The organism is Pseudomonas sp. GL_139_B (genome assembly GCF_057834475.1).
This window is the reverse complement of sequence record NZ_CM174403.1, coordinates 2,663,631-2,676,120: the sequence shown is the minus strand read 5'-3', so window position 1 is coordinate 2,676,120 and position 12,490 is coordinate 2,663,631. Positions and strand designations below refer to the sequence as shown.

General features: G+C 58.6%; 10 protein-coding genes. 4 read left to right on the top strand and 6 right to left on the bottom strand.

Annotated features, from left to right (window positions below; genetic code table 11):
• Nucleotides 1-143 precede the first annotated feature (143 nt).
• On the bottom strand, nucleotides 144-1,313 hold the full coding sequence (locus AC3ISI_RS12400) for a lactonase family protein (protein WP_489337217.1): 1,170 nt from the start codon (nucleotides 1,311-1,313) through the stop codon (nucleotides 144-146).
• Complete coding sequence (locus tag AC3ISI_RS12395; RefSeq protein ID WP_489337216.1) at nucleotides 1,306-1,602, bottom strand: DUF5629 family protein; 297 nt, start codon at nucleotides 1,600-1,602, stop codon at nucleotides 1,306-1,308. Before AC3ISI_RS12395 ends, AC3ISI_RS12400 begins: the two co-directional genes overlap by 8 nt.
• A gap of 201 nt (nucleotides 1,603-1,803) precedes the next feature.
• Between AC3ISI_RS12395 and AC3ISI_RS12390 the strand changes: the two genes are divergently transcribed.
• Both AC3ISI_RS12390 and AC3ISI_RS12385 read left to right on the top strand, forming a co-directional pair.
• On the top strand, nucleotides 1,804-2,112 hold the full coding sequence (locus AC3ISI_RS12390; protein WP_489336539.1) for a transposase: 309 nt from the start codon (nucleotides 1,804-1,806) through the stop codon (nucleotides 2,110-2,112).
• Nucleotides 2,109-2,945: an IS3 family transposase gene (locus tag AC3ISI_RS12385; protein WP_223511106.1), complete on the top strand. Its 837-nt coding sequence runs from the start codon at nucleotides 2,109-2,111 to the stop codon at nucleotides 2,943-2,945. Before AC3ISI_RS12390 ends, AC3ISI_RS12385 begins: the two co-directional genes overlap by 4 nt.
• A gap of 71 nt (nucleotides 2,946-3,016) precedes the next feature.
• On the opposite strand, the gene AC3ISI_RS12380 is transcribed toward AC3ISI_RS12385, so the two are convergent.
• The 3 genes from AC3ISI_RS12380 to AC3ISI_RS12370 all read right to left on the bottom strand — a co-directional run bounded on the left by AC3ISI_RS12380 (nucleotide 3,017) and on the right by AC3ISI_RS12370 (nucleotide 7,074).
• On the bottom strand, nucleotides 3,017-4,597 hold the full coding sequence (locus AC3ISI_RS12380; RefSeq protein ID WP_489337215.1) for an aldehyde dehydrogenase (NADP(+)): 1,581 nt from the start codon (nucleotides 4,595-4,597) through the stop codon (nucleotides 3,017-3,019).
• A gap of 10 nt (nucleotides 4,598-4,607) precedes the next feature.
• Complete coding sequence (gene araD1, locus AC3ISI_RS12375) at nucleotides 4,608-5,600, bottom strand: AraD1 family protein (protein WP_489337214.1); 993 nt, start codon at nucleotides 5,598-5,600, stop codon at nucleotides 4,608-4,610.
• Nucleotides 5,601-5,751: 151 nt separating this feature from the next.
• Complete coding sequence (locus AC3ISI_RS12370) at nucleotides 5,752-7,074, bottom strand: MFS transporter (RefSeq protein ID WP_489337213.1); 1,323 nt, start codon at nucleotides 7,072-7,074, stop codon at nucleotides 5,752-5,754.
• Nucleotides 7,075-7,267: 193 nt separating this feature from the next.
• Here AC3ISI_RS12370 and AC3ISI_RS12365 point away from each other — a divergent pair, with 193 nt between their 5' ends.
• Nucleotides 7,268-9,004, top strand: a complete 1,737-nt coding sequence (locus tag AC3ISI_RS12365) for an IlvD/Edd family dehydratase (RefSeq protein ID WP_489337212.1) — start codon at nucleotides 7,268-7,270, stop codon at nucleotides 9,002-9,004.
• A gap of 185 nt (nucleotides 9,005-9,189) precedes the next feature.
• Entirely contained in the window at nucleotides 9,190-9,909 is a 720-nt protein-coding gene (locus tag AC3ISI_RS12360) for a FadR/GntR family transcriptional regulator (RefSeq protein WP_489337211.1), read from the top strand.
• Between the two features lie 192 nt (nucleotides 9,910-10,101).
• On the opposite strand, the gene AC3ISI_RS12355 is transcribed toward AC3ISI_RS12360, so the two are convergent.
• Nucleotides 10,102-12,477, bottom strand: a complete 2,376-nt coding sequence (locus AC3ISI_RS12355; protein WP_489337210.1) for an efflux RND transporter permease subunit — start codon at nucleotides 12,475-12,477, stop codon at nucleotides 10,102-10,104.
• Nucleotides 12,478-12,490: the final 13 nt, after the last annotated feature.

The window sequence follows — 12,490 nt, the reverse complement described above, 5'->3', positions numbered from 1 at the left end:
GTATTCAGTTGGCTTGCTTGCCCGGTGGGGCCGTGAAGCAAACTTAACCTTCGAGGGTCCGCGCGCTGAAATGCTTTGTAGCATTAGCAGATATCAGCATCATTAATAGAAGCATGCAGGCCCCTTGGACCGGGGCCTGCGGCCTATTGACGCAGTAGAAACCTGAGATCGCTCGGCGCGTCGATTGGCAGTTTCTGTACGGTTTTACCCAGCAGACCGGTCTTGGCATCGCGTTCGACGACGACAATCTGGTTGCTTTTCTGGTTGGCAATCAACACGAACTGGCCACTGGGATCGAGGCTGAACTCGCGCGGATGGTCCCCTTCCACGGAACGTCGCTGCAGTTCCTTGAGGTGGCCGGTCGCAGGGTCAATGGCAAATACCAGCAGCTGATTGGCCGTGCCACGGTTGCTGACGTAGAGGAACTTGCCGTCCGGGGAAGCATGCAGCGCTGCCGCTGCCTTATCGGACGTAGGCTGGCCCGCCGCGAGGTCAACCATCTGCGTTTGCTCCAGTGTGCCGTCCTTGTAATCGAACACCGCCACCTGCGCACTCATTTCCATGGTCAGCCAGGCATGCTTGCCATCGGCACTGAACAGCAGGTGACGCGGCCCGCTACCTGGCGGTAACTGGACCGACGCCGGTTGGGCCGGTGTCAATGGCAGGTCCGGGTTGGCCTTGGGATCGAAGCGATAGACAAAAACCTTGTCAGCGCCCAGGTCATTGGAGAACACGTATTTACCGTCTGGCGAGGAAATCGTCGAATGCACGTGAGCCGACATCTGCCGCTCGGGGTTGACCCGACTCGACGGATGACTGCTCATCTGCACCACGGTGCTCAGTTTTCCATCAGCGCCCACCGGCAACACCGCGAGCGTGCCGCCCGGATCTTCCGCCACCGAATAGTTGCTGACAAACAGATGGCCGCCATCGCCGCTGAGGCTCGAATGGGTGGGCTCGTTGCCTAGGCTCTGTACCTGATTGATCAGGCTCAGCGCATGGGTCTTGGGATCAATGGCATAACTGCTGACGCGCCCGACCGGATCTTTCTGCCCCGGACCGTTTTCGTTGACCACGAACAGTCGACGCTGATCCTTTGACAGAGTCAGCCAGGACGGGTTTTCACTCTGGATCACTTGCAGTGGCTTGGGGTTGATCTGCCCGGTCGAACTGTCGAAGTTCAGGCGATAAATCCCCTGGCTCTGACCCGCCGTGTAGGAACCCACCAGCAATTGATAGTCCTCGGCCGAGGCGACCTGAGTGCCCATCGCACCGATACTGCCGGCCATCAACAGAGGCCAGATCTTACGCATCCGCATGCTCGCCGTCCTCGTCGTCACCGCCGCCGAATGCTTCCGTACACACCAGACGATGCTCACCGGAACTGCCAGTGATCAGCCAGCTTTGCAGGTCTGGATCGAAAGTCGCGGCCTTAACTTCGGCCGGGGTGAACTCCCAGTGCTTGGACACACGACCGTCGATGCATTCGATGTGCAGGTTGTCGTCTTCATCGAGGGAGAATTCGAATGCGTACAACCCGTCGATTTCCACCATGTCGCAGTGTTCGAGGATGTTGAGCAAGGTGTCGGCTTGGGCAGTCATGGCAATCAATCTTTGAATGGGAAAGACGCAATGATAGCTCATGACACCGGCCCCCTGTGGGAGCGAGCCTGCTCGCGAAGGCGATTTAAAATTCAACATCAATGTTGAATGAAAGACCGCTTTCGCGAGCAGGCTGATCTGGCCTAATGAAATTGGACACATCAATAGGGCGCTATGATGGCGCCCAAATCTAAGGTGTGCATGATGATGCGAAAGTCCTATTCCAGCGAGTTCAAGCTCAATGCTGCAAGCATGGTGCTTGATGAAGACCAGCCCATTCTTGAGGTCTGCGCCAACTTCGATATCGGCCCTACTGCGTTGCGCCGCTGGGTCGAGCAGGTCAGGAAAGAACGTGCAGGCTCGACGTTAGCGGGAACAAAAGCCATTACCGCCGACCAAAAACAAATCCAGGAACTCAAGACTCTGCTCAGGCAGAAAGACCGGGATATCGAAATCCTAAAAAAGGCCAGTGTTCTCCTGCTTTTGGACTCCAAAGATCATTCCCTCTGATCAGCGAGCTAGGAGAACAGTACGGCATTTCAGATTGTTGTCGCGTGTTTGAAGTCAACCGCAGCAGCTATTACGCCTGGCGTCAGCGCCAAGGAAAAACGAACCCCGAGCGCGAAGCGCTCAGGGTTGCTCTGATCAAGTACCACAAAGCATCAAAAGGCTCGGCGGGCGCCCGCACTCTCTCCAAGGATATGCAGGGCGCAAAGCATAAGGTGGGGCGCTACATGGCTGCTCGTTTGATGAAGGAGGCTGGGATTTCCAGTTGCCAACGCCGCCGCCATAAGTACAAGTCGTCGGGTGTTGAATCGCTCGTGGCTGAGAATGTGCTGGACCGTGAGTTTTACGTAGCTGATATCAATAAAGTCTGGTGCGCAGATATTACCTTTATCCAGCTGGGCAAGCGTTGGCTCTATTTCTCTGTGGTTTTGGATTTGTTTGCACGACGGGTGGTGGGATGGTCGTATTCGTTGGTCGCCGACGCGACCCTAGCAAGCGAGTCACTGCGTATGGCTGTCGAATTGAGAGGACGACCTAAAGGTGTGCTGTTTCATTCTGACCAAGGGTGCCAATACACCAGCCATAAATTCAGGGACGAACTGATGGCTCACGAGCTAAAGCAGAGCATGAGTCGAAAAGGCCAATGTTGGGATAACGCCCCGATGGAGCGCTTTTTTGGCAGCTTGAAGTCCGAATGGGTGCCTGAAGAGGGCTACCACTCGGAATATGAGGCCCGAGTAGATATCAACCGATATGTGGCGCGCTACAACAATGTAAGGCGCCACAGCTACAACGGTTACCACTCGCCGGTAGCGGCAGAAAAGATGGCGGCGTGAGAACCGAAAACAATGTCCAAAATTACTGGACCAGATCAGGCTCGCTCCCACAGGGGATTAGGGTGTGGCTGTTACAGGGCTTCTTTGGATGGTTGGCCATCCACCAGCCGCTGAATGCGCAGCGGATTGCCATTCTTCAACGCGTCCGGCAGGAGATTGTCCGGGTAGTTCTGGAAGCACACCGGGCGCAGAAAGCGGTCAATCGCCAAGGTGCCCACCGACGTACCGCGCGCATCGGACGTCGCCGGGTACGGCCCGCCGTGGACCATCGAATCGCAGACTTCCACACCGGTGGGATAACCATTGAGCAGAATCCGCCCGACCTTTTGTTCAAGCAATGCCGTCAATTCGCCGAACTGTTCAAAGTCCGCCGGATCGCCAATGATCGTCGCCGTCAGCTGCCCATGAAGTCCGTTCAGCGCCGCAGTGAGTTGCGCCTGATCAGCCACTTCCACCACCACCGTGGTCGGGCCGAACACCTCTTCCTGCAAGACTTCATCCCTGTTGATCAACAGGCTGACGTCAGCCTTGAACAACTGCGGCTGAGCCTGATTCCCCTGTTGTGCGTTGCCTGCCAGGTGCGTGATGCCGGAATGCACGAGGAGCTTTTCCAGGCCTCTGCTATAACTGCTCAAGGTCCCGGCATTGAGCATGGTTTGCGCCGGCTGATCATTGATCAACCCGGCGACCTGCTGCACGAACGCGCTGAACTGTGGTGAACGAATCCCGATCACCAGCCCGGGATTGGTACAGAACTGACCACAACCTTGAATCACCGACGCGGTCAGGTCACGGGCGATTGACTCAACCCGGCTCTGTAAGGCCTGTGGCAACACAATCACCGGGTTGATGCTCGACATTTCGGCGAACACAGGGATCGGCTGCGCACGTGCCGCGGCCATGTCGCACAAGGCTCGACCGCCCTTCAGCGAACCGGTAAAGCCCACGGCCTGAATCGCCGGGTGCTTGACCAGCGCTTCGCCGACCCCGCCCCCGTAGATCATGTTGAACACACCGGCCGGCATGCCGGTTTTTTCAGCTGCACGGAGGATCGCTTCAGCCACCCATTCGGCGGTGGCCATGTGACCGCCGTGAGCCTTGAACACCACCGGGCAACCGGCTGCCAGGGCTGAGGCGGTGTCGCCGCCGGCCGTCGAAAAGGCCAGGGGAAAGTTGCTGGCCCCGAACACGGCTACAGGGCCGAGGCCGATGCGGTATTGGCGCAAGTCCGGACGTGGCAGCGGCGTGCGTTCAGGCAATGCTTTGTCGATCCGCGCGCCGTAAAAATCACCGCGACGCAACACCTTGGCGAACAAGCGCATCTGACCGCTGGTGCGGCCGCGTTCGCCTTGAATGCGCCCAGCCGGCAGCGCGGTTTCGCGGCAGACCACGGCGACGAACTCGTCACCCAACGCGTCCAGTTCATCAGCAATGCCATCGAGAAATTGTGCGCGACGCTCAGCGCTCAGGCTGCGATAGGCCGGGTAAGCCGAAGCAGCGGCCCTGGCGGCGGCGTCCACTTCTTCCGGGGTTGCCTGGAAAAAATCGTGCGGCAACGCTTCGCCGGTGCTGGCGTCGACGCTCTGCAGTTTTAGCTGGCCATTCGCGCTGCGCTGGCCACCGATGTAGTTGTGTCCAAGAATTCGGGTCATGCCAATCTCCTTAAAGGGTGCCGACGGTGCCGGGCAGGAACGCCGCTTCAACCGGTGCAATGCCGTTGATCAACGGTGCGCCGAACTCGGCCTGGCTGATCTCGAAAACGTCACCCGGCCGGGTGCGGATGCCATCGGCGAACGACAAAGTCGCGGTGCCGAAGAAATGAATGTGTACGTCCCCCGGACGCAAGAACTGGCTGTACTTGAAATGGTGGTACTCAAGGTTTTCCAGGCTGTGGCACATATTGGCCTCGCCGCTGAGAAACTCGTTCTGCCACAGCACTTCGCCGTCGCGCAGGATGCGGCTGGTGCCAGCCAGGTGTTGCGGCAATTCGCCGACCCGAAGTTCCGGGCCAAAGCTGCAACTGCGCAGTTTGGAGTGCGCCAGGTACAGGTAGTTTTTACGCTCCATGACGTGATCGGAGAACTCGTTGCCGACCGCATAACCGAGGCGATACGGCTTGCTATCGTGGCCAATGACGTAGAGGCCGCTGAGCTCCGGCTCTTCGCCGGCGTCTTCGGCGAAAGGTGGCAGCGGGAACGGTTGGCCCGGCCGAACGACGATGCTGCCGTCGCCCTTGTAGAACCATTCCGGTTGTACGCCGGCCTGCCCTGCGGCCGGTTTGCCGCCCTCCACTCCCCATTTGAAGATGCGCATGGTGTCGGTCATGGCCGCTTCATCACCAGCGTGTTGATGCATCTTGTCCCGTGCCGAGGCGCTGCCCAAATGGGTCAGGCCGGTGCCGCTGACCAGCATGTGCGCCGGGTCCGGATGATCCAGCGGCGGCAGGATGCGTAACCTGGCCAGCAGTTCGGCATAGTCGTGGCTGATGCCCAGGCCCAGGGCCTTCACCTGCTGTTCGAGATTCGTGCCCGCCTCGATCGCGGCCAAAGCCAGGTCACGAACGGTGTGCGCGTCCCGCACTTCATGTACCAGACCGCCCTCGACAACGCCCACGCGGCGATCGCCGTTACTCAATTCGAATTGAACCAAACGCATGAAATTTCTCCATTAAACAAAACTTGAAAACACCGCAAACCCTGTAGGAGCTGGCTTGCCAGCGAAGGCGACCTGACGGTCAATACCGATGTCTGCTGTCAGGGCCTCTTCGCTGGCAAGCCAGCTCCTACAGGTCCGTATCAAGCCCATGTCAGGTACGGGTGGCGCCACGTGCACTGGCCGCAAACTGATCCGTCGGCAGCACGTGCTTGCGCTCCAGCAAGCGATACACCACGCCCGTCAGCAGCAGCCCGAACACCATCACGCCGGACAAAAAATACAGCCCCGACGCCAGGTTGCCCGTGTATTCCTTCAGCGCACCGATCACGAACGGACCGATGTAACCGCCAAGGTTACCCACCGAGTTGATCAAGGCGATCCCGGCCGCCGCGCTGGCCCCGGCGAAGAACCGACCCGGCAAGGTCCAGAACACCGCTGTGCAGGAAAACAGTGCAAACGCCACCAGGCACAGCGCAGCCAGTTGCAACACCGGCACTGTCAGCCAGGCACTGAGGAACAGGCCAATGGCACCCAGCACATACAGCACGGCGAGGTGACCGTAGCGGTCATTCAAACGGTCGGAACTGCGCGGAATGATCAGCAAGCCGACGATCCCGAAAATGTATGGCACCGCTGAAACAAAACCGGTTACCAAATCGGTGCCGCCGAACTGTTTGATCAGCGTTGGCAACCACAGACCCAAGCCATAAATGCTCAACGTCACCGGCAGGTAAAACAGCGCCAGCAGCAACACTCGCTTGTCTTTGAGCGCGTGCAACGGATTGCCGTGACGAGTCTGGCCGTATTCCTCAAGGTCCTTTTTCAGCTCGCCGGACAGCCAGTCCTTTTCAGCCTGGTCCATCCATTTAACTTGTTGCGGGCCGTCAGGCAGATAACGCAGCACCGGCCAGGTCAGCAGGATCGCCGGTGTACCGATGACGATAAACAGCCACTGCCAACCGTGCAAACCGAGGGTGCCGTCCATGCCGAGCAAGCCGCCGGACACCGGGCCGGTGATCATCATCGCGATAGGTTGGGAGAGGATGAACAGACCGAGGATCTTGCCGCGATGGCGAATCGGGAACCACTGAGTGATGTAGTACAGAACGCCCGGGAAGAAACCGGCTTCCGCCGCACCGAGCAAAAAGCGCATCACATAGAAGCTTTGCGGCCCCTGAACGAAGGCCATGCCGATGGTGATAGCGCCCCAGGTGACCATGATCCGCGCAAACCAGCGGCGCGCGCCGAAACGGTCGAGCATCAGATTGCTGGGGATTTCAAACAGGAAGTAACCAATGAAGAACAGCCCGGCACCCAGGCCGTAAGCCGCGTCGCCGAGGCCAATGTCAGCGCCCATGTGCAGCTTGGCAAAACCCACGGCGGAGCGATCCACATAGGCGATCAGGTACAGCAGGATCAGGAAGGGAATCAGTTTCAGCGTGATGCGACGAATAAGCCGCAGTTCCTGGCTCATGAGATCGGTCTCCGATTGTTGTTGTTATAGAACCTCGGGGGCCGCCTCTCGCAGAAAATCGCCAGGGTCATCCCTCCGTTGAAAGCGACTATATAGTAATACTAATTACCCAACAACACTTCCAAACAGGCCAATTTACGCTTATGTTAGGCCATAGATTTAACAAAATAGTCATACAATAAGAGAATCGAACATGTCTGATAAGAAACCCACCCTGCGCTCCGCTCAATGGTTTGGTACCGCCGACAAGAACGGCTTCATGTACCGCAGCTGGATGAAGAATCAGGGCATCGCCGACCACCAGTTCCAGGGCAAGCCAATCATCGGCATCTGCAACACCTGGTCGGAACTGACCCCGTGCAACGCGCACTTCCGCCAGATCGCGGAGCACGTCAAACGCGGGGTGATCGAGGCCGGAGGGTTCCCTGTGGAGTTCCCGGTGTTCTCCAACGGCGAATCGAACCTGCGCCCGACCGCCATGTTCACCCGCAACCTGACGAGCATGGACGTCGAAGAAGCGATTCGCGGCAACCCGATTGATGGCGTGGTGCTGCTGACCGGTTGCGACAAAACCACCCCGGCGCTGCTGATGGGCGCGGCCAGTTGTGACGTCCCGGCCATCGTCGTCACCGGCGGACCGATGCTCAACGGCAAGCACAAAGGTCAGGACATCGGATCCGGCACGGTGGTTTGGCAACTCAGCGAACAAGTGAAAGCCGGTACTATTTCTATTGACGATTTCCTCGCAGCAGAGGGTGGCATGTCCCGCTCTGCGGGCACCTGCAACACCATGGGCACGGCATCGACCATGGCCTGCATGGCCGAAGCACTAGGCACTTCCCTGCCGCACAACGCGGCGATTCCAGCAGTTGATTCACGCCGTTATGTACTCGCGCACATGTCCGGTATGCGTGCGGTGGAGATGGTTCGCGAAGATCTGAAACTATCGAAAATTCTCACTAAAGAAGCCTTCGAAAACGCTATTCGCGTCAACGCCGCTATCGGCGGTTCGACCAACGCCGTAATCCACTTGAAAGCTATCGCCGGGCGTATCGGTGTGGACCTGGAGCTGGACGACTGGACCCGCATCGGTCGCGGCATGCCGACCATCGTCGACCTGCAACCGTCCGGGCGCTTCCTGATGGAAGAGTTCTACTACGCCGGTGGTTTGCCCGCGGTATTGCGTCGCCTCGGTGAAGCCAACCTGATCCCAAACCCGAATGCCTTGACCGTCAACGGTAAAACTCTCGGTGAGAACACCAAAGACGCGCCGATTTACGGTCAGGACGAAGTGATCCGCACCCTCGACAACCCGATCCGCGCCGACGGCGGCATCTGCGTATTGCGTGGTAACTTGGCGCCACTGGGCGCGGTGCTCAAACCGTCCGCCGCCACGGCTGAACTGATGCAGCATCGCGGACGCGCCGTGGTGTTCGAGAACTTCGATATGTACAAGGCGCGGATCAATGATCCAGAGCTGGACGTCGACGCCAACTCGATCCTGGTGATGAAGAACTGCGGTCCCAAGGGTTATCCGGGCATGGCCGAAGTCGGCAATATGGGTTTGCCGGCCAAGCTGCTCGCCCAGGGCGTGACCGACATGGTGCGCATCTCTGACGCGCGCATGAGCGGCACCGCTTATGGCACCGTGGTTCTGCACGTCGCGCCGGAAGCGGCGGCGGGCGGACCGTTGGCCGCCGTGAAAGAAGGTGACTGGATTGAACTGGACTGCGCCAGTGGCCGTCTGCACCTGGATATTCCCGATGCTGAGCTGGCGGCACGCATGGCGGATCTGCAGCCACCCCAGCAAATGATTCTGGGCGGATATCGTCAGCTGTACATCGACCATGTGCTGCAAGCGGATCAGGGCTGCGACTTTGACTTCCTGGTCGGCTGCCGCGGCGCAGAAGTCCCGCGCCACTCTCACTAACCCCACCAATCCCCTATAGGAGCGGGCTTGCCCGCGAAGGCGGTGTGTCATACAAAATCTAAATTGACTGACACGGCCCCTTCGCGAGCAAGCTCACTCCTACATTGGTTCTTCATCTGATTCAGGACCTGCTCACGCCTGTTATCATGCGCAACACCCCCTCGCACAGGACCGCGCCGCTCCCCATGGATTACCGCAAACCGTCCGCCCGTAAAAGCATGCACTCGCGCATTGTCCAGGAACTGGGCATGCAGATTGTTTCCGGGCGTTTCAAGCCATGTGACAAGCTGCCCGCCGAGGCCCTGCTGTGTGAGGAGTACGCAGTCAGCCGCCCGGTACTGCGCGAAGCCACCCGAGTATTGGTCGCCAAAGGCCTGGTGTATTCCCGTCCGCGCGTCGGCACGGTGGTCAAGCAGCGCAAAGAGTGGCACATGCTCGACCCGGACGTTTTGCACTGGTTGATGCAAAGCAGCCCGCAGAATGAGTTTTTCGATTTGTTGACCAGCGTGCGCAGCATCATCGAGCCCGCCGTCGCCGCACTGGCCGCACAGTTCGCCACGGAAGCGGACATAGCGTCCATTGGCGAAGCCTACCAGCGCATGGAGGCCGCGCCGACGCCGGAGGCCTTGCTGCAACCTGATCTGGATTTCCACAGCCGGATCGCCGATGCAACCCACAACGACTTGCTGGCCAACCTGTGCAACATGCTGTCGGTAGCGATTGCCGAAGCGTTGAAGCATTCCAATCAGCGGCCGAACCTGCATGAACTGGCGCTGCCTCGACACAAGGCAATCCTCACGGCCATCGAGAACCGTGATGCGCTCGGCGCCCGACACGCGACACTGGTGCAGCTGGATGATGCGCGAAGTGCGTTGAATGTGGTGCTGGGTAGCGATCCCTCATAACCACCACAGAACCAATGTAGGAGCGAGCTTGCTCGCGAATGCGGTGTATCAGGTAACGATGATGTCGACCGACACACCGCATTCGCGGGCAAGTCGAATCGTCGCAGCGCCGCTCCTACAGGGGTTTAGTGTCGAATTCGAGATGTAAAAAAGCCGCAACCCAGGTTGCGGCTTTTCTGTTTCAGGCAAGGATCAGTGAGCGAACAGCGAGTTACCCTTCTTTCCAGCCAGCTTCTCCGGCCTGATCAGGAACCGCGCCAGCGCTGGCAGCAGCCACAGCGCGCCGAACATGTTCCAGAGCAGCATGAAGGTCAGCATCAGGCCCATGTCGGCCTGGAACTTGATGGCCGAGAAGATCCAGGTGCAGACACCGATGGCCAGGCACAAACCGGTGAACAGCACCGCTTTACCGGTGGATTTCAGCGTCTGGTAATAGGCTTCCTGCAACGGCAGACCGGCACGCAGGAAGCTTTCCAGGCGGCTGTAGATGTAGATGCCGTAGTCCACGCCAATCCCCACGCCCAACGCCACCACCGGCAGGGTCGCAACTTTCACACCGATACCCATGAAGGCCATCAGGGCGTTGCCCAATACCGACGTCAGCACCAGCGGCAACACGATGCACAAGGTCGCCGCCCACGAACGGAAGGTGATCATGCACATGGTCGCGACGCAGATGTAGACCAGGATCAGGATGGTTAGCTCGGATTCCTTGATCACCTCGTTGGTGGCCGCCTCGATCCCGGCGTTACCGGCCGCGAGGATGAATTCCAGACCGTCCTTGTTGTTTTCCTGGGCGAATTCCTGCACCGCATGCACCGCACGATCGAGCGTCGCCGCCTTGTGATCATTGAGGAACACCAGCACCGGCGCCAGGGAGCAACTGTTGTTGTACAGGCCATCGGCACGGGAGATGGAGTTGTTCAGCACATCCGGGTTACGCGACAGGGTTTCCCATTTCAGGTTGCCCTCGTTCATGCCCTTGATCATCTGCTTGGACACGGTCACCAGGGAAATCGCCGATTGCACGCCCTCGGTGTTCTGCATCTTCCACATCAGCTCGTCGATCGGCGCCATGGCGTCATAGCGTGAGCAGCCTTCAGCCTTGGTCTTGACCATCACCACCAACACATCGGAACTGGTGGAGTAGTTGCTGATGATGAAGTTGTTGTCCTTGTTGTAGCGCGAGTCCGGACGCAACTCTGGAGCACCTTGATCGAGGTCGCCGATTTTCAGGTTCTGGCTGTACCAGAGACCGCCACCGAAGGCCAGCAAGGCCAGGACGATCGACACCGGTGCAACTTTCGCGCTGGCAAAGTTGGACAGCAGGCGCCAGAACGGGTGCTCGCGGACTGCATCCTTTTTGCTGCGTTCCACTGCGCGCTTGCTGATACCGACGTAGGAAATCGCCACCGGTAGCAGAATCAGGTTGGTGAACACGATCACCGCCACGCCGATGGACGCACCGATGGCCAGTTCATGGATCACGCCAATGTCAATGATCAGCAGCGTGATGAAACCCACCGCATCCGCCAGGATCGCAATCATCCCCGGCAGGAACAGCTGACGGAACGTGCGTCGCGCAGCGGTCAGCGCGTTGTCGGCCTCACTGGACTGCAAGGCGATACCGTTGATTTTCTGTACGCCGTGGGAAATGCCGATGGCGAAGATCAGGAACGGCACCAGCATCGAGTACGGATCCAGCCCGAAACCAAAGAAGTGCATCAACCCAAGCTGCCAGATCACCGCCACCAGCGTGGTACTGAGTACCGCCACGGTGCTGCGCATGCAGTTGGTGAACCAGTACAACAGAATCAGCGTAATAACGAAGGCAACACCGAAGAACATCACCACCATGACCAGACCATCGATCAGGTCGCCGACTTTTTTGGCGAAACCGACTATGTGGATCTGCACGTTAGGGTTCTGTTTTTCAAACTTGTCGCGGATTTTTTCTTCCAGCTCGTGGGAGAACTTGCGGTAGTCCAGCGCCAGTAACTTGCCCTGGTCCTGCGGGTCCGGGTAGGACTCCAGCAGCGGGATATCGACAATGCTCGACTTGAAATCGTTGGCTACCAGACGCCCGACTTGCCCGGACTTGAGGACGTTGTTGCGCAGCAGATCCAGGCTTTGCTGGGAACCGTTGTAACTCTGCGGGATCACTTCACCACCGGCGAAGCCCTCCTCCGTCACCTCGGTCCAGCGCACGCTCGGGCTCCACAAAGACTTGAGGCCGGAACGGTCGACGCCGGAAATATAGAACACCTCGTCGTTGATCTGACGCAGGGTCTCCATGTATTCCTTGGAGAAGATATCGCCGTCAGTGGCTTCCACCGAGATCCGCACGGTATTGCCCAGGTTCGCCAGATCGTTGCGGTGCTCCATCATCTTTTGAATGAACGGATGATCGAGCGGGATCATTTTTTCGAAACTGGTGGACGGCCGGATCAACGTCGCCTGCCAAAACAGGAAAATACTGACCAGCAGGCAGATGAAGATCACTGCCGGGCGGTTGTTGAAAATCAGGCGCTCCAGAAACGTCGCCTTGTCTTGGTGATGGCTTGTCATCGATGTCATAGCT